The sequence below is a fragment of the Streptomyces sp. NPDC029139 genome (genome assembly GCF_055564335.1).
Map to the genome: position 1 here is coordinate 37,535 of NZ_JBVHWN010000021.1, position 23,050 is coordinate 60,584.

Annotated in this window: 22 protein-coding genes; 8 read left to right on the forward strand and 14 right to left on the reverse strand. The window is 72.8% G+C overall.

Annotated elements, in window-relative coordinates; translation table 11 throughout:
- A complete protein-coding gene (locus ACZ4VW_RS30880) occupies positions 1-723 on the reverse strand; it encodes a succinate dehydrogenase (RefSeq protein ID WP_467968150.1) in 723 nt (240 codons plus the stop codon).
- Positions 724-795: 72 nt separating this feature from the next.
- Between ACZ4VW_RS30880 and ACZ4VW_RS30885 the strand changes: the two genes are divergently transcribed.
- Positions 796-1,683, forward strand: coding sequence for a LysR family transcriptional regulator (locus ACZ4VW_RS30885; RefSeq protein WP_467968152.1), 888 nt, complete (start codon positions 796-798; stop codon positions 1,681-1,683).
- Between the two features lie 158 nt (positions 1,684-1,841).
- On the opposite strand, the gene ACZ4VW_RS30890 is transcribed toward ACZ4VW_RS30885, so the two are convergent.
- From ACZ4VW_RS30890 to ACZ4VW_RS30900, 3 genes are all read right to left on the reverse strand, one after another.
- Complete coding sequence (locus tag ACZ4VW_RS30890; protein WP_467968154.1) at positions 1,842-4,007, reverse strand: putative bifunctional diguanylate cyclase/phosphodiesterase; 2,166 nt, start codon at positions 4,005-4,007, stop codon at positions 1,842-1,844.
- Positions 4,004-4,816, reverse strand: coding sequence for an SAM-dependent methyltransferase (locus tag ACZ4VW_RS30895; protein WP_467968156.1), 813 nt, complete (start codon positions 4,814-4,816; stop codon positions 4,004-4,006). Before ACZ4VW_RS30895 ends, ACZ4VW_RS30890 begins: the two co-directional genes overlap by 4 nt.
- A 266-nt stretch (positions 4,817-5,082) precedes the next feature.
- Positions 5,083-6,093 carry an SCO0930 family lipoprotein gene (locus ACZ4VW_RS30900; protein WP_467968158.1) on the reverse strand — a complete coding sequence of 337 codons (1,011 nt, stop codon included), beginning with the start codon at positions 6,091-6,093 and terminating at the stop codon, positions 5,083-5,085.
- A gap of 208 nt (positions 6,094-6,301) precedes the next feature.
- Here ACZ4VW_RS30900 and ACZ4VW_RS30905 point away from each other — a divergent pair, with 208 nt between their 5' ends.
- The 3 genes from ACZ4VW_RS30905 (at position 6,302) to ACZ4VW_RS30915 (ending at position 8,393) form a co-directional block, all read left to right on the forward strand.
- A complete protein-coding gene (locus ACZ4VW_RS30905; RefSeq protein WP_467968160.1) occupies positions 6,302-6,847 on the forward strand; it encodes a hypothetical protein in 546 nt (181 codons plus the stop codon).
- Between the two features lie 19 nt (positions 6,848-6,866).
- Positions 6,867-7,631 carry a bestrophin-like domain gene (locus ACZ4VW_RS30910; RefSeq protein ID WP_467968162.1) on the forward strand — a complete coding sequence of 255 codons (765 nt, stop codon included), beginning with the start codon at positions 6,867-6,869 and terminating at the stop codon, positions 7,629-7,631.
- A 201-nt stretch (positions 7,632-7,832) separates the two neighbouring features.
- On the forward strand, positions 7,833-8,393 hold the full coding sequence (locus tag ACZ4VW_RS30915; RefSeq protein ID WP_467968164.1) for a hypothetical protein: 561 nt from the start codon (positions 7,833-7,835) through the stop codon (positions 8,391-8,393).
- A 135-nt stretch (positions 8,394-8,528) separates the two neighbouring features.
- Here ACZ4VW_RS30915 and ACZ4VW_RS30920 read toward each other — a convergent pair whose 3' ends face one another.
- Complete coding sequence (locus ACZ4VW_RS30920) at positions 8,529-9,062, reverse strand: hypothetical protein (protein ID WP_467968166.1); 534 nt, start codon at positions 9,060-9,062, stop codon at positions 8,529-8,531.
- A 375-nt stretch (positions 9,063-9,437) separates the two neighbouring features.
- Here ACZ4VW_RS30920 and ACZ4VW_RS30925 point away from each other — a divergent pair, with 375 nt between their 5' ends.
- Positions 9,438-10,097, forward strand: a complete 660-nt coding sequence (locus ACZ4VW_RS30925; protein WP_467968168.1) for a class F sortase — start codon at positions 9,438-9,440, stop codon at positions 10,095-10,097.
- A 79-nt stretch (positions 10,098-10,176) separates the two neighbouring features.
- Here the strand turns inward: ACZ4VW_RS30925 and ACZ4VW_RS30930 are convergent, their stop codons facing one another.
- The gene (locus ACZ4VW_RS30930) at positions 10,177-11,049 is read right to left on the reverse strand and encodes a polysaccharide deacetylase family protein (protein ID WP_467968170.1); all 873 of its coding nucleotides are present in this window, start codon (positions 11,047-11,049) and stop codon (positions 10,177-10,179) included.
- An 86-nt stretch (positions 11,050-11,135) separates the two neighbouring features.
- Complete coding sequence (locus ACZ4VW_RS30935) at positions 11,136-12,332, reverse strand: CapA family protein (RefSeq protein ID WP_467968172.1); 1,197 nt, start codon at positions 12,330-12,332, stop codon at positions 11,136-11,138.
- A gap of 260 nt (positions 12,333-12,592) precedes the next feature.
- Here ACZ4VW_RS30935 and ACZ4VW_RS30940 point away from each other — a divergent pair, with 260 nt between their 5' ends.
- The 3 genes from ACZ4VW_RS30940 to ACZ4VW_RS30950 all read left to right on the forward strand — a co-directional run bounded on the left by ACZ4VW_RS30940 (position 12,593) and on the right by ACZ4VW_RS30950 (position 14,293).
- A complete protein-coding gene (locus ACZ4VW_RS30940; protein WP_467968174.1) occupies positions 12,593-13,162 on the forward strand; it encodes a sigma-70 family RNA polymerase sigma factor in 570 nt (189 codons plus the stop codon).
- 4 nt (positions 13,163-13,166) lie between these two features.
- On the forward strand, positions 13,167-13,580 hold the full coding sequence (locus tag ACZ4VW_RS30945; RefSeq protein WP_467968176.1) for a PaaI family thioesterase: 414 nt from the start codon (positions 13,167-13,169) through the stop codon (positions 13,578-13,580).
- A gap of 206 nt (positions 13,581-13,786) precedes the next feature.
- Entirely contained in the window at positions 13,787-14,293 is a 507-nt protein-coding gene (locus ACZ4VW_RS30950) for a hypothetical protein (RefSeq protein ID WP_467968178.1), read from the forward strand.
- Here the strand turns inward: ACZ4VW_RS30950 and ACZ4VW_RS30955 are convergent.
- From ACZ4VW_RS30955 to ACZ4VW_RS30985, 7 genes are all read right to left on the reverse strand, one after another.
- Entirely contained in the window at positions 14,275-15,492 is a 1,218-nt protein-coding gene (locus ACZ4VW_RS30955; protein ID WP_467968180.1) for a sensor histidine kinase, read from the reverse strand. The two genes, ACZ4VW_RS30950 and ACZ4VW_RS30955, sit on opposite strands and share 19 nt — an antisense overlap.
- Positions 15,489-17,228, reverse strand: coding sequence for a sodium/solute symporter (locus ACZ4VW_RS30960; protein ID WP_467968181.1), 1,740 nt, complete (start codon positions 17,226-17,228; stop codon positions 15,489-15,491). The genes ACZ4VW_RS30955 and ACZ4VW_RS30960 overlap by 4 nt, the downstream gene beginning before the upstream one ends.
- A gap of 15 nt (positions 17,229-17,243) precedes the next feature.
- Complete coding sequence (locus tag ACZ4VW_RS30965) at positions 17,244-17,660, reverse strand: hypothetical protein (protein WP_467968183.1); 417 nt, start codon at positions 17,658-17,660, stop codon at positions 17,244-17,246.
- Positions 17,661-17,775: 115 nt separating this feature from the next.
- Entirely contained in the window at positions 17,776-18,531 is a 756-nt protein-coding gene (locus tag ACZ4VW_RS30970; protein ID WP_467968185.1) for a LytR/AlgR family response regulator transcription factor, read from the reverse strand.
- Between the two features lie 30 nt (positions 18,532-18,561).
- Positions 18,562-19,437 (reverse strand): Fpg/Nei family DNA glycosylase, encoded by an 876-nt coding sequence (locus ACZ4VW_RS30975; RefSeq protein WP_467968187.1) that lies wholly within the window; start codon positions 19,435-19,437, stop codon positions 18,562-18,564.
- An 86-nt stretch (positions 19,438-19,523) separates the two neighbouring features.
- Positions 19,524-20,894: a wax ester/triacylglycerol synthase family O-acyltransferase gene (locus ACZ4VW_RS30980; RefSeq protein WP_467968188.1), complete on the reverse strand. Its 1,371-nt coding sequence runs from the start codon at positions 20,892-20,894 to the stop codon at positions 19,524-19,526.
- 62 nt (positions 20,895-20,956) lie between these two features.
- Positions 20,957-22,954: a SpoIIE family protein phosphatase gene (locus ACZ4VW_RS30985; protein WP_467968218.1), complete on the reverse strand. Its 1,998-nt coding sequence runs from the start codon at positions 22,952-22,954 to the stop codon at positions 20,957-20,959.
- Between the last annotated feature and the right edge of the window lie 96 nt (positions 22,955-23,050).

Consider the following 23,050-nt stretch of genomic DNA (forward strand, 5'->3'; position numbering starts at 1 on the left):
TCAGCTCACCACTCCGGTCATGACGGCGACGGGGACGGAGACGAAGCCCGCGGTCAGCACGAGCGCGAGGCCGTTCGCGAGGGCCTTGAGCAGCCGCTCACGGCGGGCGTTGCCGACGCCGAGCGTCTGGGCGGCGCTCCAGAACCCGTGGCGGACGTGCAGGCCGACGGCGAGCATGGCGACGATGTAGATCACGTTGCCGTACCAGGTGGAGAAGGTGTCCACGACGTTCTCGTACGGCCGGCCCTCCTGGAAGCCGCCGGAGTGGACGGTGCCGGTGGTCAGGTCGAGGATGTGCCAGACGATGAAGAGCGCGAGGATCACCCCGCCCCAGCGCATGGTGCGGGTGGCGTAGGAGGACCCCTTGCGGCGGCGGACGTAGGCCGTGGGGCGGGCCTTGATGTCCCGCCTGCTGAGCTGGTACGCGGAGACGGCGTGGGCGACGACGGCCGCGAGCAGCACGATCCGGACGAGCCACAGGGCCCAGGAGTAGTGCAGGACGGGAGCGCCCATGGTGCGCAACCAGTGGCCGTACGCGTTGAACTCCTCGGGGCCGAAGAAGACCTTGAGGTTGCCCATGACGTGGGCCACGAGGTAGCCGAGCATGAGCAGGCCGCTGACGGCCATGACCGTCTTCTTGCCGATCGTGGACGCCCAGAATCCGCGGGAGCGCGCGGGCGACGGTGGTCGTTCCGTGGGTGCCGTCTTCGTTGCCAGAGCCATGGAGAAGACGCTAGGGCGGAAAGCCCTCAGAGGTCCAAGACATGGTCCGGCTCATCTCGATAGGCTGAGCCTATGCAGTTCCAGCAGCTCCTGTACTTCGTGGCCGTGGCGGAGACCCGGCACTTCACCCGCGCCGCCGAGCGGGTGCACGTCTCGCAGCCCTCGCTCTCGCAGCAGATCAGGGCCCTGGAGCGGGAACTGGGGGCGGAGCTGTTCAGCCGGGCGCGGGGGAACATCGCGCTGACGGACGCGGGCGAGGCGCTGCTGCCACTGGCCCGGCGGATCCTGGAGGACACGGACACGGCCCGGCACGAGGTGCAGGAGCTGGTGCAGCTGCGGCGGGGGCGGGTGCGGCTCGGGGCGACGCCGAGTCTGTGCACGGGTCTGCTGCCGGACGTGCTGCGCGCCTTCCACGACCAGCACCCGGGGATCCGGCTCCTCATCGAGGAGAGCGGCTCGCACGACCTCGTACGGGAGCTGGCGCGCGGCGCGCTGGACCTGGCGCTGGTGGTGCTGCCGCTGCCGACGCCGTCTCCGGCGCTGACCACGGTGGAGCTGCTGCGCGAGGATCTGGTGGTCGTGTCGAGCGCGGCGGCGCCGGCGCCGGGGCGGCCGGTGCGGATCGCGGATCTGCGGGACCAGCCGCTGGTGATGTTCCGGCACGGCTACGACCTGCGGGAGCTGACGGTGGCGGCGTGCCGGGCGGAGGGGTTCGAGCCCTCGTTCACGGTGGAGGGCGGGGAGATGGACGCGGTGCTGGGTTTCGTACGGGCGGGGCTGGGGGTGGCGGTGGTACCGGCGATGGTGGCGGCGCGGGCGGGCCGGGACCTGCGGGTCACCTCGCTGGCCCGTCCGGGGCTGCGGCGCACGATCGCGCTGGCGCACCGCAGCGACGTGGCGCCCCCGCGGGCGGCCCGCGAACTCCAACGCATGCTCCTGGCCTCCCGCCTCCCGCGCTAGCCCAGGGGGCGGCTCCCGGCCCGCTGGGGCGGTGTTGGCGCGGTGCTGGGGCGGTGCCCACCCACCCTGGTCGGGGGCAGGCGTGTCGCGGGGCGGAACGGGTGGGCACGACCCACGACGGCGCCGCACCCGTGGGCACCCCGGGCACCGGGAGCCCTCTACACCGCGTCCGCCAGGAGCAAGGAGTGGATCCGGTCCGGCGCCCCCGGGCGGGCGTAGTACCAGCCCTGGGCCGTGTCGCAGCCCAGTTCGCGGAGCTGCTGCGCCTGCGCCCGCGTCTCCACCCCCTCCACCGTCACCGCCAGCTCCAGGCTGTGCGCCAGCGCGACGATGCCCTCCACGATCTTGAGGTCCACCGGGTCCGCCGGGTGCTGCTGCATGCCGCGGGTGAAGGACCGGTCCAGCTTGAGGACGCTCACCGGCAGCCGGCGCAGGTTCGCCAGGTTCGAGTAGCCCGTGCCGAAGTCGTCCAGGGCGATGTCCACGCCCATCTCCGCGAGCTGCCGCAGCGGCTTCAGCAGGTCGTCGTCCGCGCCGATCAGCGCCGACTCGGTGACCTCCAGGCACAGGGCGCCGGGCTCCAGGCCCGAGCGCTCCAGGACGTCGACCGTGTCGGCGACCAGGCGGGGGTGGTGCAGCTGGGTCGGTGAGAGGTTGACGTTGATCCGCAGCGGGCCGCCGTCGGAGTGCCGCGTCTGCCAGAAGCGGGCCTGGCGGACCGCCTCCTGGAGCACCCAGCGGCCCAGCGGCACGATCAGGCCGGTGTTCTCGGCGAGCGGTATGAAACGGTCGGGGCCGAGCACACCGTGCTGCGGGTGGCACCACCGTACGAGCGCCTCAGCGCCGTGCACGCTGCCGTCGCCGAGGTGCACCAGCGGCTGGTACTCGATGAAGAACTCGCCGCGCTCCAGCGCCGCCGGCAGCGCGGTGGTCAGCCCGTGCCGGGTGATGGCGCGGGCGTCGGCCTCCGCGTCGGCGAACTCGAAGCGGTTGCCGCCCGCCGACTTGGCGCGGTACATGGTGATGTCTGCGCTGCGCAGCACCTCGGCCGGGGTTCGCTCCCCCGCCGGTCCCTCGACGACACCGATGCTGCCGCGCACGGTCAGCTCACGGCCGTCGATCCGCACGGGCGAGGCGAGTGCGGCGAGGATACGGTTCGCCAGCTCGACGACGTCCCGCTCGGTTCCGGGCCCGGTGGTGAGCGCGACGAACTCGTCGCCGCCGAGCCGGGCCACCATCTCGCCCGGGGCCGTGGCGCAGGTCTGCAGCCGGTCGGCGACCTCGACGAGAAGGCGGTCCCCGGCCGCGTGGCCCAGGCTGTCGTTGATGGCCTTGAAGCCGTCGAGGTCCAGGTAGCAGAGCCCGAAGCGGGCGCCGTCGCCCGCGGCGAGCGCCTTCTCCAGGCGCTCGAAGAACAGGGTCCGGTTGGGCAGCCCCGTGAGCGCGTCGTGGGTCGCCTCGTACCGCAGCCGCAGGTTGAGCAGCCGCCGCTCGGTGGTGTCCTCCATCAGCGCCAGCTGGTACTGGGGGAAGCCCTCGGCGTCGCGGAGGAGCGAGACGGTGAGGTTGGTCCACAGCACCGTGCCGTCGCCGCGGTCGTACGGCTTCTCGACCCGGTAGCTCTCCCGCTCGCCGCGCACCAGCTCGTCGTAGAGCCGCCAGACGTGCGGGCCGTCCTCGGGGTGCACCCACTCGCTGACGTTGCGGTTGCGGATGGTGTTCTCGAGACCGCCGAACATCCGGGTCAGGGTCTCGTTGATCTCCAGGATGTTTCCTTCGAGATCGGCGATGCCGATGCCGATCGCGGCCCCGTCGAAGACCGCCCGGAAGCGGCTCTCCGTGGCGTGCAGGGCCACTTCGGCGGCGGTGCGGGCGTTGAGCGCGGAGCGGGCGATGGCCTCCTGCTCCAGCAGGGTCCGCTCGCGGAGGGCCTGGGCGTACCCGGCGGCGAGGGCGTGCTGGAGCCGCGAGCTGCGGGCGCGCAGCTCCTCCGCGGGCACCTCCCCCTCCGTGCCGCAGTACAGCACCAGGTAGGAGTCGATGACTCCGAGGGTGCGGCTCAGCGCGTCCGGGTCGGTGCAGTGGGCGGCCACCAGTGCGGCCCCCGTGCGGTGAGCGGGGGCCGTGTCGAAGGGCCGGGCGTGCAGTGCCTCGCACAACGTGCGGGCGAGCGGCAGCAGATGGAGCTCGAAGTCGGCGCGGGTGAGGGAGGTCGCGGTGACGGGGAAGATGGCCCGGCTCCAAATGGTCGCGAACCTCCTGAGTCTGTCCTCCGGGCCGTCCGGGTCCGCGCCGGAACCGGACGGCTGTGACGGCACCCTCACGCCTTGCGCCCCACCCCTGCGAATCCCGAGAAGGCGAATGGATCCTCCTCGTCCGTGGGGCCCTCGGGCCGCCAGAGAGGCATGGAGACGAGGCCGGGGTCGACCAGGTCGAGCCCTTCGAAGAACCGCAGGATCTCCTCGTGCGAGCGCATCACGAGCGGATTGCGGATGTTGCGGTAGACCCCGACGGTGCCGCCGGCCTGATCCTCCGTCAGCGGGATGCCTTCGTAGGAGGCGTGGGTCAGGATGACGACGCTGCCGGGGGCGAGGGCGTCGACGAGTTCGGCGACCGCCCGGCCGGGCTCGTCCTCGTCCTCGAGGAAGTGCAGGACGGCGACGAGCAGCAGGGCCACAGGCCGCTCGAGGTCGATGAGTCGGCCGACCTCGGGGCTGTGCAGGATCTCCTGCGGCTTGCGCAGGTCCGCGGAGAGGACGGCCGCGTCGGCGTTGCCCTCGAGGACGGCCCTGCTGTGCGCCACGGCGACCGGGTCGTGGTCGACGTACACCACCCGGGCGCCGGGGGCGGCGGCCTGGGCGACCTCGTGGACGTTGCCGAACGTGGGTATGCCGGAGCCGATGTCGAGGAACTGGGTGATGCCGTTGTCGACCGCGAAGCGGACCGCGCGACGCATGAAGGCACGGTTCGCCTGCATGATCTTGGGGAGTCCCGGCATGAACTCCATGGCCTTGCGGGCCGCTTGCCGGTCCACCTCGAAATTGTGCGAGCCGCCCAGATAGAAGTCGTACATACGGGACACGCTCGGCACCGAAATATCGATACCCGGCGGAGCCCAGGCGGGACGCTCCATCAATGTCTCCAACAAGTCGCCACGGAGGATACGGCCATGTGTTCGCGGCCGGTGTTCGAGCCGAGGCTACTGATCGCCCGCCGAGAGGGCGAGTAGAAACGGAAATTCGCGGTCCGTTCTTGGTCACACGCCATTGGCACGTGCAGCCGGAACGAAGAGTTCACGCCTTCAGGCCGTGCAAATTCACGTGCATATGGTCGTGCGCCGACCCGCCGTCACCCGGGGGCGACGGCGGGCCGGCCGGCCGGAAGCGCGGCGCGGGGGACCTACTTGGGCGCTCCGACCAGCTTTCCCTCCGGGGACACGGCGTACCAGGTGCCGCCCACACCTTGGCCGTTGGTGTCTCCGGGAGCCTCGTCGCCGGCGAAGGTGTAGAGGGGCCAGCAGTCGATCGTCTGCTGCTTGATGCCGTCCGGGCGGTTGAAGGTCACGAAGCCCTTCTTGGTGATCCCCTCGATGTCGTTCTTGTCGACAGGGGCGACAACCGGCCACTTCTCCAGGCAGGCGCCCGTGCAGGCCGTCTTCATGGGCCAGGCGGAATCCTTCTTGAATCGGTAAACCGTCATTCCTCGCGAATCGACCACGATGTCACCGAGCTCGGGGTCCTTGCGCACGGAGAGGCCGGCGGCGGGCGCATCGGAATCCTCCGCATCGCCCGCGTCCGCCCCTCCGCCGATGTCCGCTCCGGCGCCCGCGGCGGGGGCGGCGGCCTTCTTCCCGTCGGGGGCGGCGGCGAACCAGGTGCCGCCGACGCCCTGGCCGTTGATGTCTCCGGGCTTGGTGTCCTTGGCGTACCGGTACATCGGCCAGCCGTCGAGGGTGAGTTGCTTGCTGCCGTCGGCGCGGGCCACCTCGCCGAGCAGCGCCGCGTCCACGCCGGCCGGAGGCTTGGCGCCCGCGGCGCTCACGACCGGCCACGCCTTGGCGCAGTCGCCCTCACAGGTGGCGCGGGGCGGGGAGGAGGAGTCCTTGTCGAAGCGGTAGAGGGTGAAGCCCTCGCTGTCCGTGACCACCTTGCCCAGTTGCTTGGTGTCGGCCACCGCCAACTGCCCGGCCGGCTCCGCCTCGCCGCCTCCGCCGCCGGCGTCGGATCCATAACCCCCGGAGGCGTACCCGCCGGAGCCGTAGCCGTTGTCGGCCGGTGCGCCGGCCGGGCTCGCCGCTCCCGCGGGCTGCCCGTCCAGCGGTGACTCGCCCTTCTCCTGACCGCACGCCGTCGTCAGCGCGAGGACGGCCACCGCCGTCAGAGCGATTGCCGCGTTCCCCCAGGACTTCATGTCAACTCCCAGTGCTCAATGATGGTGTCGGCGCGGCGCTGGACGCCGTTCCCGGCAATGAATACGGAGCGCGGGGGCCGGACACTCAAGGGGACGCGAAGGAGTTTTCGCGGAAACGTCAAACCAGCGCCCTTCGAGAACCCCTCCATCCGGCGAATCCGGGCCGTTCCCGCCCTTACGCGCCGGGCTTGCGATCATGATCTTCGGCGTGTCTCCGTACGGATCGTCTCTCGCGCGGCCCCTGGCGGCCGCCGCGCTGCTGTGGCTCCTCGCCACACCGGCGCCCGCCGCCGCCGATGCCTGCGCCTATGCCACGACCGGGCCGGGTGGTTCGCACACCTCGGTCTCGGTCATCGGGCCCGGCGCGTGCTCGCCCACCCCGGCCCCGCCGTCGCCGCAACCCCCGCGACCGGCCCCCACCCCCACCCCGAAGCCCCCGCCGCCGTCCCCGGCGCCGCCTCCTCCCGTACGGGCCGACCCGCCGCCCCCGCCGGTGCGGCCGCCCGCGGTTTCGGCCCCGCCAAAGCCCGCCCCGGCGCCCGGCGCTCCCGAGGTGCCCGCGCTGCCCGCACCGCCGCCCCCGAGTCCCTCGTTGAGCATCCGGCCGCCGGCGCCGACTCCCGTCGCCCTGCCCGCCTACCGCCGCGCCCAGCGGTCCGAACCCACGGGCGGAGGCTCGCTCGTGTCCATGACGCTGCTCGTCACCGTCCCCGCGGTGCTGGCCGCCGTGACGCTGCGCCCCCGCTCCCGCTGAGCCCCGACAGAGGATTCACATGTCCGAATGGCTTGTCCTGACCATCGCGATGGCCGCCGCCTGCGCCGTCGTCCTCACCATCGTCGTCATCAACAACCGCAGGGTTCCCGACGACGACGATCCGAGCGAGACGCCCGACGTCATGGAGTACATGACCATGATGATCGGCGTGATCTACGCGATCGTGCTCGGCCTCGCGATCGCCGGTGTGTGGGAGGCGCGCGGAGCGGCCCAGGAGACCGTGCGTCAGGAGGCCCAGGCGCTGCACGAGATCTCGGCGCGGGTGGAGGTGTACCCGGCCGACGTCCGGGCCCGGATCCGCGCCGACGTGGACGCGTACGTCTCGTTCGTGGTCGACGAGGAGTGGGGCCACATGTCCGAACACGGCGAGCTCAGCGAGAAGGGAACGCGGCTCCTGGAGCAGGTGCGCCGGAGCGTGACCGACTACCGGCCGGCCGACGACCACGAGGGCCAGGCGTACCAGCCGCTGGTGGACCAGGTGGCGGTGGTGGACGACGCGCGGGGCGCCCGGGGGCAGAACGCGGGGGCGACCATGCCGGGGGTGGTGTGGTTCGGCCTGATCGTCGGGGCGCTGGTGACGGTCGGCCTGATCTTCACCCTGCAGATCCGGCGTACCGGCCGGGAACTGCTCCTCGCGGGGCTGTTCAGTGTGCTCATCGCCTTCCTGCTCTTCCTGATCTGGGACTTCGACGCGCCCTTCGGGCGCGGGATCTCGGCGACGGCCACGCCGTTCACCGACCTGTTCCCGCACGTCATGAGCTAGCGACGCGGGAGCGGGGGCCTTCCGGACCGGGCCGGGGCGACACGCGGACTGGGCCGCACGGGGGACACGCGTGCCCCATTCGCCCGTCTGGAATCGCGGCTGTGATAGTGCGCTTCTAGCGTTTCGGGCATCGAGGTGCATGTCTGGCCCATTGTGGAAACCGCTTCCGCAGCTGCTCCTCGGGGACCCGGAGGATTCACCATGCGCGCGATACGCATCGCGTCCACCGCCGTGCTGGGGGCGGCTGTCCTCGCCCTGGCCGCTCCCGTCGCCGCCGCGGCGGACGGCGCACCCGCACCGAACCGGCAGGCGCCACGGGCGAAGGCCCCGGGCGACTTCGTCGTCTCGCCCTCGCTGGTCGCGCCGGGCGGCCGGGTGACGCTCAGCGCTCCCGGTTGCTCCAGTACGGCGATCGCCTCGTCGGGCATCTTCGACACGGTGACCATCGCCCCCGGATCCTCGGCCACCGCCCTGGTGGACATGGACGCCAAGCGGGGTGCCGTCTACACGATCACGTTCAACTGCACCGGCGGCATCACGGACACCGTCAACCTGACCATCAGCGGCACCACCGCGAGCCCGACGATCAGCTCCACGGTCCTCACCACCCCGCGCGGTGTGCGGGGCGGGGTCGGCGGTTCGGTCGGCGGGATCGACACCGGGACGCTGGCGGCCGGCGCGGGCCTGGTCGTCGCAGCGGCCGCCGGAACCGTCTTCGTCGTACGCCGCCGGTCGAACCTCGACCGGGGCCGTCGTCACTGACGGGGTGGGGACGGTGTCCGCCCCGCCCCCACACGACAAGCCCGTCGCCCCCGAGTCCTGATCCGCAGGATTCGGGGGCGACGGGCTTGTCGGGTTCGGGAGGTGCGGGACGGCCGGCCGGGGAGGTTCGACCGGTCAGGCGCTCGCGCCACCCATGCGGCGCCGGCGGGCGATGAAGAGACCACCGCCCAGCGCGGCCGCCGCGACGAGCGAACCGCCGATCGCCATCTCCGTGGAGCTGGGGGCGAGCGAGCCGCCGATGCCGCCCCCAGCGGGCGGGCCGGCCAGCACACGGAACCGCTGGGTGAACGTCCGGTTGGGGCTGGTGCAGTGGACGGTCAGCGTGTGCTCGCCGAGCGTGGCGTTGTTGTGGATGCGGGCGACAGCGCTGGAGACCCCGCCGAAGGGCGCGGAGAGGTTGACCGTCGGGAAGGCGGCGGAGGTGACGGTGCCCCCGGTGCAGCCCTTGACGGTGATGGTGAGGGTCGACCCCTGGTGGACCGCGGAGGGGGTGACGGTGACGTTGTGGGAGCCGTCGCCTCCCCTCTGGACCTCGGAGGAGCCGACGGTGACGCTGCTGGGACCGGTGGTGGCGGCAGCGAGGGGGGCCGACAGCCCGACCGCCGCGATCGCGGTGGCGGCCACCGCCAGAGTGCGTGCAGCACGCATGGTTGAACCTCCAGTGGAAGACGCCCCGAAGCGGTGCCCCGGGAAATTCGACGAGTACGGCTTCCATGACGAACCATCACCAATGCTGACGATCACCGCATCTCGGCACTGGTCCACCCCGGTGAGGCGACACGCCGGGCGGACGGCGTGCCGTCTGACGGAGTCGCAGGTCACAGACCGTCAGGATGGTTATCTGACGAATACTCGGATGGCCGATCGTCCCCGTCACCCGGCCGCCTGTCGGGTACGAAGGGCCCGGGCGCTCCCCGCCCGCCCACCGGCCGCCCGCCGGCCGCCCGCCACCCGTTCGCCCTGCCCTGATCGCCGGTTCGCCCGGTCGCCCTTACCGTTCTGACACGCCACGAAGGGAGAACCATGAGCCCCAAGGACTTCAGCGTCCTTGAGCCGAGGAGACGCCGTCCGTGGGGCGTGCTCGCCCTTGTCATGCTGTCCGGCCTGGCGATGATGCGCAACGGAGTCGACGTCGAACACGGCCCGCCGCAGCCGGCGGCGGCGGCCCGTCCCGACACCCGCCCGGTCGGCACTCCCCCCGCCGCCGACCCCGGCCTGGAACCGTTGCCGCACGCTCCCGCCTCCCGGGTGAGGATCCCTTCGATCAGGGTCGCGGCGCCCGTCATGGACGTGGGCCTGGACGAGAACGGCTGGATCGCGGCGCCGCCGCCGGAGGACCCCAACCTGGCCGGCTGGTACCAGAACGGCATCGCGCCCGGCCAGCGCGGCACGGCCGTCCTCGTCGGTCATGTCGACAACGCGTCGGGCCCGGCGGTCTTCTACGGCCTCGGCTCGCTGGACAAGGGCCAGCACATCGAGGTGGAGCGGTACGACGGCCGGGTCGCCGTCTTCGAGATCTACGGCGTCGAGGTGTACGCCAAGAACAACTTCCCCGGCGTCCAGGTCTACGGCGACACCGGGCAGCCCGAGCTCCGGGTCATCACCTGCGGCGGCGGATACTCACGGGCCACCGGGTACGACGGCAATGTCGTCGTCTACGCCCGCATGGTCGGCTCGCGCTGACCTCCCGCGGCACGCCGCCCGAGGACGCGTGGAGGAGGCCCCCGGAGTCCGGGGGCCTCCTCCGCGCGTGCGGTGCGGCTCAGCGGCGCGGGACGGTGATGCTGTAGCCCGCGTCGAGGAGTTCGGGCAGATAGCGCCTGAGGGCCGCCACGCTCTGCGAGCGGTTGCCTCCCGCGTCGTGCGAGAGCACGACGACACCGGGAGCGGCTCCGTCCAGCACGCGGCGGACGATGCTGTCGGCGCCGGGCTCCTTCCAGTCGAGGGTGTCGACGGTCCAGGCGAGCGGCTCCATGCCCAGTTCGGCGCCGATCTCGAAGGAGTGCCGGTTCCAGGCGCCGAACGGTGCGCGGTACCACAGCGGGGCCGAGCCGAGGACCTTCTCGACGAGGTCACTGGTGGAGCCCAACTCGTCCCGGATCCGGGAGGGACGGAGCTTGGGCATGAGCGGATGGGACCATGAGTGGTTCCCGACCACGTGCCCGTCCGCGGCCATCTCCCGCACCAGGTCCTGGTTCTCGACGGCCATCTCGCCGCAGACGAAGAACATCGCCCGGCAGCCGTAGCGGCGCAGGACCGCGAGGATGTCCGGGGTGTACCGGGGGTCCGGCCCGTCGTCGAAGGTGAGCACCATCGAGCGGCCGACCCCGGACATCCGCAGGAAGGGCCGCTGCCGGATCGGCGGGACCGCCTGGCGGAAGGCCGGGGGCGCGTCGGCCGTCATCGGCTGGAGCCGGTACGCGGAGGGCCTGAGCCGGCTGCCGGCCGGGGGGCCCGCCGCGGGCGCACCCCCGGGGGTGGTGCCCCGGGGGGTGCCCGGCAGGGCGTTCGGTGGCGCGCTCGGCGCCGTGCCGAAACGGTCCGCCGTGAGGGCTCCGACCGTGGCTGTGGCCCCGAGGGCGGCGGCGATGCGCAGCACCGTCCGACGCCCCGTGGGCATCTGATCCTTTTTCATGACTAATGGCTCGCATGGACGAAGGCCGGTGCGCCTCATCCACACCGGCCGTTCGCCCGAAAACACCCGTTGAGCCGATGGGCGGCCTACTCGCCCATCACCAGACCGTCGTTCGCGGCCCCCCTGGAGAGGACGACGTCGTGGATGGTGTCGCGTACGGCGGTGAGGGGTTCGCCCTTCCTGATGGCGGCGTTGACGTCGATCACCCGCCCCCGGCCGGTGTCGAACCACTGCGGAAGGAACTCGGCCTTGGCGACCTCCCAGCGTGCGCCGGGCTCCCTGGGAGGCACGAAGGTGAAGCGGCCGAGGGTGCCCTGGTTGCCCCGCGGATCGTGGGCGCCCTGGTGGTTGATCATGTCACCGGCGATCTGGTCGCCCATGCCGTAGACGACCCAGGTGCCGTTGACCTTCTCGTACGCCTGCGGGACATGGGCGTGGGTGCCGAGGATCAGGTCGATGTCCGGCCGGCCGCCGGTCCGCGAGGCGGTGAGGGACCTGCCGAGGGTGAGCTGGCGCGTGTCGGGGGCCGTCTGCCACTCGGTTCCCCAGTGGATGCTGACCACGACGACATCGGCGCCGGCCGCGCGGGCGGCCCGCGCGTCGGCGATGATCTTCTGCTCGTCGATGAGGTTGACCGCCCAGGGCTGCCCCTCGGGCAACGGGAAGCCGTTGGTGTCGTAGGTGTACGCGAGCTGGGCGACGGTCGCGTCTCCCGCCTTCAGCAGGGTGGGGCGGGCCGCCTCCTCGGCGGTGCGCGCCGAACCGGCGTGCCGGACGCCCGCCTTGTCGAGGGCGTCGAGGGTGCGGCCGAGGCCGGCGGCACCGTCGTCCAGGGTGTGGTTGGAGGCGGTGGAACAGGAGTCGTAGCCGGTCTCCTTGAGGGCGGGGGCGATCTCGGGCGGGGACTTGAAGGCGGGGTAGCCGGTGTAGGGCCCGCCCTCCTGCCCGTACACGGTCTCCATGTGGCAGATCGCCAGATCGGCCGCGGAGACCACGCTCTTCACGCCGGACAGCATCGGGCGGAAGTCGTACCCCTGGCCGTTCGCGTCCGCGGCCGCCTGGCGGATGATCGAGGCGTGCGGCAGGACGTCGCCGGAGGCGACGAGGGTGAAGCCGGTCCGCGCGGAGGCCGCGCCACCGACGGCCGAGGGGGCGGCGGGGCTCGCCGGCCCCTGTCGCTCGGAATCGCCCGCGGACGTGCGGGCGCCGCCGGCGCAACCGGTCGCCGCCGTCAGCAGGACGGCGGCGAGGGCCACCGCCCCCTGTCTCTTTCGCTGGGTCATGACCGGCTCCGCCTGATTCGTCGGATGAACATATGTCCAGATGAATCCACAGGTCATATAAGCCACAGTCAAGAGTCAAAGCCGCAGTGTTCTGCAAAACCTGCCGAAACGGACGAATACCCTCCGGCTGACCGCTCGCCGCACCATTCGCCGCTCGTTGCGACCGCTCGTCGCAGACAGCTGCCCGCTCCCTGTCCCTGGCCGCCGCCATGCGCTCGTATACGCCCCGGGACGAGGAGCCGACAGGAGAGGTGTGGAGCATGGCAACGGCCACGACGACGGCGACGACGGACGAGCGGGCCCTCGCGGAGCTGCAGCGTGACCACGGTCAGGCACTGTTCGGCTTCCTGCTCGGCCTGACCTACGGCGACCGCCAGCGCGCGGAGGATCTGGTGCAGGAGACCCTGGTCCGCGCCTGGCTCCACCCGGAGGCGTTCGACGGCCCCTACGAGTCGATGCGGCCCTGGCTGTTCACGGTGGCCCGGCGCCTGGCCATCGACGCCCGGCGCTCCCGGCTCGCGCGCCCCGCCGAGATCGGTGACGGGATGCTCGCCGCCACCCCCGACCCGGCCGACGCCACGGAGTCCGCGGTCGCGGCGGTGGACGTGCGGGCGGCCGTACGGTGCCTGAGCCCGGAGCACCGGGCGGTCCTGGTCCGGCTCTACTTCCACGGCCTGACCGTCAACGAGGCGGCCGCCGACCTCGGCATCCCGGCCGGGACCGTGAAGTCCCGGTCCCACTACGCGCTGCGGCAGCTCGGGCACCGCCTGCCCGGCTACCGGCCGGGCCGCCGCGCCGTTGCCCGCCGGCCGCCCACGGCCGCACAATGACCGCGTGACGCTGACTCTCGCCGCCGCGGAAAAGGTACTCGCCGACAACTTCGCCCCCTGGGTGCTCGATCTGGGGCTGTCGGTGGTCTCGATCGACGGGCAGGAGGCGGTCCTGCGCCTCCCCTGGTCCAACCGGCTCGCCCGGGAGGGCGGGGGCCTGTCGGGTCAGGCGCTGATGGCCGCCGCCGACACGGCGACCGTGATCGCGGTCGCCGCCGCCCGCGGCGGCTTCGTGCCGATGACGACGGTGCAGCAGTCCATCAGCTTCCAGCGGGCGGTGCTCGCCGCGGACGTTCTCGTGCGGGCCCGGCTGACCAAGGCGGGCAAGCGGATGGCCTTCGCCGACATCACGATGACGGCCGAGGGCTCGGACGAGACGGCGGCCCACGCCACGGCGGTGTACGCGCTCCTCGGCTGAGACCCCCGGATCCGGCCGTCCCATCCGCCCCGCCGACCCCGGGCGCCTCTCGTGCTCTCGCCTTTCCCACCGGCACCTTTCCGGCGGGGGAACGTATCCGAAACCACACGGGCGAGTTGAGCAAAGAGGGCCCCGCATCCGTCTTCCTCGGTGGAGGCTCGTGGTCGGGGTTCGTCGACCGACATGTCCGGGAGAAGGTGGGAGCGTTGCTGCCCGAGAGTACGAACGGCACCAGCGGAGGCGGGCTCGCGGTCCCGATGGACTGGCTGCGCGCCGAGTTCACCGCGGACGATCTGCTGCGTGCGGGATGCCTGGTCGCGCCCGGCACGCTGGAGTTCCGGGCCGGCCGGCAGACGCTGGCCCTCACCATCCACCTCTGCGCCGACGCGGACACCTCCTCCGGGGCGTGGACCGCGGGCCTCATCGAGGAGTGGATGTCCCGCACCGCCTACGACCACCCCTGGCCCAAGTGGGTCCGCGAGCGGCTCGCCGCCCGGGAGCGCGCGGACCGGGAGAGCCCCGACCTCGCCATGGCGCGCGAGACCTGGCGGCTGCTGGAGGCGACACAGGTGCGCGCGGCGGATCTGTGCGGGCTGCCGTCGACCGGGGCGGCGTCTCCCGTGGACGAGTCGGAGCAAGTGTGGCTGCCCGCGTGGAAGCTGGGGCTTCCTCTCGGCCATCTGGCCCTGCACCTCTACGGCGCGGGTGGCTGAGGGGTCGTACGGTGCACTCCTGAGCGGTACTTGGGGATCCGTACCGTCACCTTCATCCCCGCGTCGACCCCGGTCTCGATGACGAGGCCGTGCTCCGCCCCGTACACCTGGCGCAGCCGCTCGTCGACGTTGGAGAGGCCGATCCCGGAGCCGGTGGGCCGCTCCCCCAGCAGGATCGCGCGCAGCACGGCCGGGTCCATGCCCACGCCGTCGTCCTCGATCACGACCACGGCCTCCGCGCCCGCGTCCCGGGCGGAGATCGTGACCCGGCAGACGTTCACGCTGTCCTCCAGGCCGTGCTTGACGGCGTTCTCCACCAGCGGCTGGAGACAGAGGAAGGGCAGGGTGACCGGCAGCACCTCGGGCGCGATCTGCAGCGTGACCTTCAGGCGGTCACCGAAGCGGGCCCCGGCGAGCGCCAGGTACTGCTCGATGGAGCGCAGTTCGTCGGCGAGCTGGGCGAACTCGCCGTGTCGGCGGAAGGAGTAGCGGGTGAAGTCCGCGAACTCGAGCAGCAGCTCCCGGGCGCGTTCGGGGTCGGTGCGGACGAACGAGGCGATGGCGGCCAGGGAGTTGAAGATGAAGTGCGGTGATATCTGGGCGCGCAGGGCCCGGATCTCCGCCTCCACGATCCTGGTCCGTGAGCGGTCCAGCTCGGCCAGTTCCAGCTGGACGGAGACCCAGCGGGCGACCTCGGTCGCGGCCCGCACGAGCACGGCGGACTCCCGCGAGCCGTAGGCGACGAGGGCGCCGAGTACCCCGTCCTCACCGGTGAGCGGGGCGATCACCGCCCACCGCAGCGGGCAGGCGTCATCGGCGCAGACCGTGTGCTCCGCCCTGCTGCGGCCGGAGTCGAGGATCGCGGCGACCTGGTTCATGACGTGCTCGCGGTGGTGCCCCTCGCCCGGCCCGTCCCAGGCCAGGACGGCGGACCGGTCGGTGAGGCAGAGCGCCTCCGTCCCGAGCAGCGGGCGCAGCCGCCGGACGGCCTTGCGGGCGGTGTCCTCGGTGAGCCCGCCGCGCAGGGGCGGCGCGGCGAGGGAGGCGGCGTGCAGGGTGTGGAAGGTGGCCCGTTCGACGGGGGTGCCGAGGTCGAGGTCGGCGGCGCCGCGGCGGGCGGTGAGCCGGCCGAGGACGAAGCCGGCGACCAGCAGGACGGCCCCCACCGCGGCCGCCGCCGCGAGGGCGATCCCGGTCATCGTTCCGCTCCTTCCCGCGGGGCCGCGGTCCGGCCCCCGATCTCCTCCGGCAGGTGCAGCCGGGCGAGCAGGGCCGGGGTGCCGGCCGGGATGTGGCGAGGGGTGGCCAGGGACACCAGGATCATCGTGAGGAAGCCCAGCGGCACCGACCAGACCGCCGGCCAGGCCATCAGGGTGTGCGGCCAGCCCTGGTCCGGCAGTCCAGCCCGGGTCGCCATCACCGCCGCCAGCGCGGAGCCGCCGCCGAGCAGCAGTCCGGCCATGGCGCCGGGCGGGGTGAGCCGGCGCCACCAGATGCCGAGGACGAGCAACGGGCAGAAGGACGAGGCGGAGACGGCGAAGGCGAGGCCGACGGCGTCCGCGACCGGGACCTTCGAGGCGAGGATCCCCGCGGTCAGCGGTACGGCGGTGGCGAGCAGGGTCGCGAGCCGGAAGTGCCGCACGCCACGGGAGGGGAGGACGTCCTGGGTGAGGACACCGGCGACCGACATCGTGAGTCCCGAGGCGGTGGAGAGGAACGCGGCGAAGGCCCCGCCGGCGAGGAGCGCGCCCAGGAGGTCGCCGAGCACTCCGCCGAGCATCCGGTCCGGCAGGACGAGCACGGCGGCGTCGGCGGCCCCGGTGAGCGCCAGTTCGGGCGCGTAGATCCGGCCGAGGGCTCCGTACACCGGAGGCAGCAGATAGAACACGCCGACGAGGCCGAGGACGACCAGCGTCGTACGGCGGGCGGCGCGGCCGTGCGGGCTGGTGTAGAAGCGGACGGCGACATGCGGCAGCCCCATGGTGCCGAGGAAGGTGGCGAGGATCAGCCCGTACGTGGCGTACAGCTGGTGGCCGTCGCGCCCGCCGGCCAGGGGCTGGGACCAGCCGAGGGGGTCGGCCCCGGTGGAGGCGCGCGCGGGGACGGGCGCGCCTTCGGGGAAGGTGAGTTCGGTGCCGCCCTCGACACGGTGGGCGCCCTCGCCGAGGGTGACGGTCCGTCGCTCGTACGTGGTCGAGTCGACGCGTCCGGTCACGGTGAGTGTGAGGGGGGCGTCGACCTCGATCCGTACGGTGTCGGCGACGCGGACGACGGTGTGCTCGCGGAAGACCGCCGGGGCGTCGAAGCGGACGCGGGGCGCGTCGTCGCCGTACCAGGCCGCGGCCAGGAAGAGGGCGGGCACGAGCAGGGCCGTGAGCTTGAGCCAGTACTGGAAGGCCTGGACGAAGGTGATGCTGCGCATGCCGCCCGCGGCGACGATCCCGGTGACGACGAGGGCGACGAGCAGGCCGCCGACCCAGTCGGGGGCGCCGGTGAGGATCTCCAGGGTGAGCCCGGCGCCCTGGAGCTGCGGCAGGAGGTAGAGCCAGCCGATGCCGACGACGAGGAGGCTGGCGAGCCGGCGGGCGGGCGGGGACTCGAGCCGGGCCTCGGCGAAGTCGGAGAGGGTGTACGCCCCCGAGCGGCGCAGCGGGGCGGCGACGAGGACGAGCAGGACCAGATACCCGGCGGTGTAGCCGACGGGGTACCAGAGCATGTCGGGGCCCTGGACGAGGACGAGTCCGGCGATGCCGAGGAAGGAGGCGGCGGAGAGGTACTCGCCGCTGATGGCGGCGGCGTTGAGGCCGGGCCGGACGGTGCGGGAGGCGACGTAGAAGTCGGAGGTGGTGCGGGATATGCGCAGACCGAGGGCGCCGATGAGCACGGTCGCCAGGACGACGGCGGTGACGGCGGTCACCGCGTAGGTGTGGTTCACGTCCGGCTCCCGCGCTCAGCGGCCCTCGACGAGGCCGGTGAAGTCGCGTTCGTTGCGTTCGGCGCGGCGTACGTACCAGCGGGCGACGGCCCAGATGACGGGATACACGCCGACACCGAGGGTGGCCCAGACGACGGCCTCGGGGGCGGGCAGCGCGAGGAGCAGCGGCAGCGGGCCGACGAGGAGCGCGAGGGCGGCGAGCGCGGTGAGGGCGGCCTTCAGCTGGCTGCGCATGAGGGAGCGCACGTAGGTGTGGCCGAGGGTGGTCTGTTCGCTGATCTCGGAGCGGGCCGGTGGAGGGCCGGGCGGACGTGCGCCGGGGATGCGTGGCGGCGGGCCGCCGGCGTCGCGGAGGGCGGAGGCGCGCGTGACGGTCTCGCGCCGCGGCCGGCGCGGCGGTGGCTGCTCGGACGTCGGTGTCCGCTCCGTCATCTGTCGACCTCGCAGGGGGCTGGGGAGGCCACGGAGTCTACGCAGCGGCGCTGACCTGGGGTAGGGGCGCGGTGCCCCGGTCGTACGGGAGGCGGTCCGCCGCTCCCGGCGCCGGTCAGCCGCCCGCGCGGCGCATGAGCAGGTCTCTCAGCTGGCGGGCGTGGCGGCGGCTGACCGCCAGTTCGGTACTGCCGACCCGGACGGAGGTGGCGCCGCCGTCGAGCCGCAGTTCGTCGATGCGGCCGAGTGCGACGAGGTGGCTGCGGTGGATGCGGACGAAGCCGCGGTCGGCCCACCGCTCCTCCAGCGTGGAGAGCGGGATGCGGACGAGGTGGCTGCCCTCGTCGGTGTGCAGACGGGCGTAGTCGCCCTGGGCCTCGACGTAGGCGATGTCGTCGACGGCCACGAAGCGGGTCACCCCACCGAGTTCGACGGGTATCTGCTCGGGCGCCGTGAGCGGGGCCGTGGGCGCGGCGGAGGCGTGGACCAGCTCGCGGACGCGGCGGACGGCCTCGGCGAGCCGCTCACGGCGCACCGGCTTCAGGACGTAGTCCACGGCCTTGAGGTCGAAGGCCTGGACGGCGAAGCCCTCGTGCGCGGTGACGAAGACGATCAGTGGCGGCCGGGCGAAGCCGGCGAGCAGCCGGGCGAGGTCGAGGCCGGTGAGGCCGGCCATGTGGATGTCGAGGAAGACGACGTCGATGGCGTCGTCGCCGTCGGGTCCGGCGTCGAGGGCCCGTCCGATCCTGCGCAGCGCCTCGGTCGCGTCGGTGGCGCCCTCGGCGCTGCGGACCCGCGGATCGGCTCGCAGGAGGTACAGCAGTTCGCCGAGGGCGGGTTCTTCGTCGTCGACGGCCAGTACGCGCACCATGCGGCGGAGTCTACGAGAGGGGCGGCGGCGCTACTTCAGGAGCTTGGAGAGGCGTCGGTCGGCGAGCGGTCTGCCGCCGGTCTGGCAGGTGGGGCAGTACTGCAGGGAGGAGTCCCGGTACGACACCTCGCGGATGGTGTCCCCGCAGACCGGGCAGGGTTCGCCGGTCCGGCCGTGGACGCGCAGGCCGCTCTTCTTCTCGGCCTTGAGCCTGCCGGCGGCCAGTCCGTGGGAGCGCTCGACGGCCTCGCGCAGGGTGGTGCGCATCGCCTCGTACAGGCCGGCGGTCTCCTCCTCGGTGAGGTTCTGGGTGGGTTTGAAGGGGGACATCTTCGCCACGTGGAGGATCTCGTCGCTGTACGCGTTGCCGATGCCCGCGATCAGGCTCTGGTCCCGCAGGGCGCCCTTGATCTGACGCCGTTCCGAGGCGAGCAGGGCGGTGAAGGCGGCGAGGTCGAAGTCGTCGGCGAGGGGATCGGGGCCGAGGCGGGCGACGCCGGGCACGTCCCGCGGGTCGCGGACGAGGTGGACGGCGAGTCGTTTGGTGGTGCCCGCCTCGGTGAGGTCGAAGCCGTCGCCCTCGGTGAGCGCGGTCCGCAGGGCGAGCGGTCCCTTTCCGGGGCGCGGCGGCCCTGAGGGCAGGGGGTCCTTCCACTGGAGCCACCCGGCGCGGGCCAGATGGATCAGGAGGTGGAGCAGTTCGCCGGTCGTGCCCGCGCTCTCGATGTCGAGGAACTTGCCGTGCCGGGCGACGCCGACGACCTGGGCGCCCTCGAGGGCGCCCAGAGGTGGGTCGTACGTCTTGAGCACGCTGATCGCGACGGGCAGGACGCGGGCGATCTCCTTGCCCACGAGATGCTCGTCGAGGAACTCTCGCAGCGCTTCGACCTCGGGCAGTTCGGGCATGGCTCCACCCTGCCAGGACCGCCGTCGCGCCGCGCGCTCAGCGCCCCCGCCGGCGGTCCCTTCAGCGGCCGTGCGCGGCGACCTCTTCAGCGGCCCCCGTCGAAGGGGTCGAGGCGTTCGAGCAGGTCCAGTTCCTCGGTGAGCGCGGCGGCCAGCACGTCGAGGTCGGGGACGGCCTTGCCGTCGGCGACCAGGCCGATGTGGACGCGGCCGCCGTACGGGGACATGGCGACGGCCAGGGACTGGCCGCGGGCGAGCGGGGCCATCGGGAAGAGGGCGCGCAGCGGGGCGCCGCCGAGGGAGAGGGCCGAGCGGGGCAGCGGAACGTTGGTGACCAGGAGGTCGAAGAGGAGCCGCGCGGCTCCGGAGGCCAGCGGCGCGCCGAAGCGGTGGGCGAGCGAGGGCAGGTGGTCGGCGAGTACGGCGACGGCTCCGGCGCCCCTGAGCGGTCCGTCGGCCTTGTTGCGGTCCATGGCCCGCCGGACGGCGGTCAGCCGGGTCGTGGGGTCGGGTTCGGTGACGGGCAGGGTGAGCAGATAGGCGGAGAGGCTGTTGCCGGTTCCGGCGGGTGCGCCGGGCCGTCGGCGGGAGACGGGGACGAGGGCGCGGGGATCGGCGCCGGGGAGCGCTTCGCCGCGTCCGTCGAGCCATCGGCGCAGGGCTCCGGCGACGACGGCGAGGAGGACGTCGTTGGCGGTGCCGCCCGAGAGGCGGCGCACCCGGTGGACGCGCTCGAGGTCCAGTACGGCGGTCGCGACGCGGCGCGTCCCGCTGGAGTGGGCGGCGAGGGCGGAGGGGACGCCGCCGTCGAGCAGGCCGGCGCGGGCGACGGAGGCGCCGAGCACCGAAGCGCCCACCTCGACGGCCCGGCCGAGGTCCTCGATACGGCCCCGGGCAAGGCCCATGATCCGGCCGGGGCCGGGGAGCCAGGAGCGCGGGGGGACGGCGCGGGCGCGGCTCCCGCGCGGCCTGCGGGCGGCGGCGATCTCGTCGAAGATTCCGGCGCCGATGGCGACGGCCCGCATGCCGTCGGCGAGGGCGTGGTGGAGTTTGACGAGCACGGCGAAGGAGCCGTCGGGGGCGCCGGTGAGGAGGTACATCTCCCAGGGCGGAAGTCCCCGTTCGACCGGCCGTTCCATCAGCTCGCCCGCGAGCCGGGCGGCCTCGGCGGCGAAGTCGGCGCCGGGCAGTCCGATCTCCCGTACGTGCCGTCGTACGTCGAACCGCTGGTCCGTGGTCCAGGCGGCTCCGCCGACGGGCAGCAGGACGTCGCGGACGCGCATGCGCAGCCGGGGGATGGCGGCGGCCCGACGCGCGAGCAGATCGAGGACGGTGGCGGAGTCCCCGTCGCCGGGCAGGGGGCCGAAGTGGGCGAGGGCACCGAGATGCAGCGGGTGGGCGGGGGATTCGAGGTGCCAGAAGGCCAGATCGAGAGGGGCCAGCAGCTCACTGCTCAAGAGTTCCTCATGTCCTCGGAGGGCGGCAGAGACCGAAGTCAATCGCGTACAATCTGTTACGGTCAAGTACGATCTGTGTACACAGGGTTAACAATGAACTCGCACCAGACGCACTTGCCGCTGCCGCGCGATTCGACGCCCCACACGTCCGAGATCCGGTCCACGAGCAGCAGCCCTCGGCCCGAGACACCGGCCTCCCCCGCCTCCCTGCGGCGCGGCAGCGCGCTGGAGCGGTCCTCGACCTCCACCCGCAGCCGCCGCTCGGGCCCCGAGAGCATCCGCAGGGTGACGATCGCCCCGCCGTCGGTGTGCATCAGCGCGTTGGTGATCAGTTCGTCGGCGACCAGCTCGATCTCGTCCGAGCGCTCTCCGGCGCCCCAGGCCCGTACCGCCGCCCGGATCATGTGGCGGGCGGAGCTCAGCGCCTCCGGGTCGCTCTGCGCCACGTGCTGCTGGAGCCGGCCGCCGGACTGGGGGAAGTACGCCCCCTGACGGCGCAGCAGCAGGATCGCCACGTCGTCCTCGCCGCCCCGGTCGTCCACGACCTCGCAGAGGTGGTCGGCCAGCTGCTGAAGGTCCCGCGGCCCGTTCCGTACCAGTGAGGAGAGCCAGCGCATGCCCTCGTCGAGGTCCACGCCCGGCTTCTCCACCAGACCGTCGGTGTAGAGCAGCAGCGTCTGCCCCGGGGACAGCTCCAGGGTGGTCACGGGATGGTCGAGGCGGCCGAACTCGGCCGAGAGGCCCAGCGGCAGTCCGCCCTCCACGGGCAGCCGACGGCAGCTGCCGTCGCTGTCCTGGAGAAGCGGGTCGACATGCCCGGCCCGAACGACGCGGACGACGCCGGTGGCGAGGTCCGCCTCGACATAGGTGCAGGTGGCGAAGCGGTCGGTGTCCAGTTCATGGAGGAAGACGGAGGCGCGGGCCATCACGGTCGCCGGGCTGTGCCCCTCGGCGGCGTAGGCGCGCAGCACGATCCGCAGCTGGCCCATCACGGCCGCCGCGTGGGTGTCGTGCCCCTGGACGTCCCCGATGACGGCGCCGACCCGGCCGCCGGGCAGCGGGATGATGTCGTACCAGTCGCCGCCGACGTCCCGGCCGAGGCGGGCCGAGCGGTAGCGGACCGCTATCTGGGCGCCGGACACGTCGGGGATGCGGCGCGGCAGCATCGCCTGCTGGAGCCCTTCGGCCAGGTCGTGCTCCTGCTCGTAGAGCATGGCCCGCTGGAGGCTCTGGGCGATGCTGCTGCCGAGCGCCACGAGCAGGTTGCGCTCGTCGGCGCTGAAGCCGGTCTTGTCGCTGTAGAGCAGTCCGAGCGCGCCGATCGGCCGCGCCTGGGCGATGAGCGGCAGATAGGCGGCGGAGGTGATGCCGAGTCCGCTGATGTGCGGCCACAGGACGGGGTACGAGGCGGCGAAGTCCTGCGGGGAGTCGATGAACCGGGGTCGCAGCGTCCGGATCACCTCGCCCATCGGGTACGGCTCGTCCACCCGGGTGAAGCGCGTGCCGGGCACGAAGGCGCCTTCGGGTCCCTCCGCGACGAGATGGATCCGGCCGGACTCCAGAAGTCCCACCACCAGGCTGGTGGCGCCGAAGTATTCGAGGCCGTGCGAGTCGTTGAGGAGTTCGATGACGTCCTGCACGGTCCGGGCGTGCGCGAGAGCGGCGGTGGTGCCCTCCACGACGCTGGTGCGCTTGCGCCGCCCCTCGTCCAGGCCGAGCCGGGCCGCGTGCTCGGTCACCTCCTCCGAGGCGTCCCGGACGATGCCGACGATACGGCGGGGGCGGCCGGTCTCGTCGCGCTGGATGTGGCCCTCGGTGTGCGTCCAGCGAGCGGAGCCGCCGCGCAGCCGGACGCGGAAGTACGCCCCGTAGTGGTCGCTGCCGTCCTTGAGCGCGTGCGTGACCATGGTGTCGAGGCGCCTGCCCTCGTCGGGCATCACGCGGGCGGAGAGGGTGGCGGGGTCGCCGTCGTACTCCTCGGCGCTCATGTCGAAGACCCGCAGGGCGCCCGCGTCCATGGTCATCGAGCCGGTGACCAGGTCCCAGTCGAAACTGCCCATCCGGAACGCGCCGCCGTAGTCCCGCAGGAAGCAGCAGGCGACGCCCCCTGTCCCTGGTACGCAGCGGCAGGGATCCGTCGCCTCGCCACCCCCTCT

What these genes read in the sequence shown, in the direction of transcription:
- ACZ4VW_RS30880 (WP_467968150.1), bottom strand. Translation starts at nt 723, where the DNA reads ATGGCTCTGGCAACGAAGACGGCACCCACGGAACGACCACCGTCGCCC.
- ACZ4VW_RS30885 (WP_467968152.1), top strand. Translation starts at nt 796, where the DNA reads ATGCAGTTCCAGCAGCTCCTGTACTTCGTGGCCGTGGCGGAGACCCGG.
- ACZ4VW_RS30895 (WP_467968156.1), bottom strand. Translation starts at nt 4,816, where the DNA reads ATGGAGCGTCCCGCCTGGGCTCCGCCGGGTATCGATATTTCGGTGCCG.
- ACZ4VW_RS30900 (WP_467968158.1), bottom strand. Translation starts at nt 6,093, where the DNA reads ATGAAGTCCTGGGGGAACGCGGCAATCGCTCTGACGGCGGTGGCCGTC.
- ACZ4VW_RS30910 (WP_467968162.1), top strand. Translation starts at nt 6,867, where the DNA reads ATGTCCGAATGGCTTGTCCTGACCATCGCGATGGCCGCCGCCTGCGCC.
- ACZ4VW_RS30915 (WP_467968164.1), top strand. Translation starts at nt 7,833, where the DNA reads ATGCGCGCGATACGCATCGCGTCCACCGCCGTGCTGGGGGCGGCTGTC.
- ACZ4VW_RS30920 (WP_467968166.1), bottom strand. Translation starts at nt 9,062, where the DNA reads ATGCGTGCTGCACGCACTCTGGCGGTGGCCGCCACCGCGATCGCGGCG.
- ACZ4VW_RS30925 (WP_467968168.1), top strand. Translation starts at nt 9,438, where the DNA reads ATGAGCCCCAAGGACTTCAGCGTCCTTGAGCCGAGGAGACGCCGTCCG.
- ACZ4VW_RS30930 (WP_467968170.1), bottom strand. Translation starts at nt 11,049, where the DNA reads ATGAAAAAGGATCAGATGCCCACGGGGCGTCGGACGGTGCTGCGCATC.
- ACZ4VW_RS30935 (WP_467968172.1), bottom strand. Translation starts at nt 12,332, where the DNA reads ATGACCCAGCGAAAGAGACAGGGGGCGGTGGCCCTCGCCGCCGTCCTG.
- ACZ4VW_RS30940 (WP_467968174.1), top strand. Translation starts at nt 12,593, where the DNA reads ATGGCAACGGCCACGACGACGGCGACGACGGACGAGCGGGCCCTCGCG.
- ACZ4VW_RS30955 (WP_467968180.1), bottom strand. Translation starts at nt 15,492, where the DNA reads ATGACCGGGATCGCCCTCGCGGCGGCGGCCGCGGTGGGGGCCGTCCTG.
- ACZ4VW_RS30965 (WP_467968183.1), bottom strand. Translation starts at nt 17,660, where the DNA reads ATGACGGAGCGGACACCGACGTCCGAGCAGCCACCGCCGCGCCGGCCG.
- ACZ4VW_RS30970 (WP_467968185.1), bottom strand. Translation starts at nt 18,531, where the DNA reads ATGGTGCGCGTACTGGCCGTCGACGACGAAGAACCCGCCCTCGGCGAA.
- ACZ4VW_RS30975 (WP_467968187.1), bottom strand. Translation starts at nt 19,437, where the DNA reads ATGCCCGAACTGCCCGAGGTCGAAGCGCTGCGAGAGTTCCTCGACGAG.
- ACZ4VW_RS30985 (WP_467968218.1), bottom strand. Translation starts at nt 22,954, where the DNA reads ATGGGCAGTTTCGACTGGGACCTGGTCACCGGCTCGATGACCATGGAC.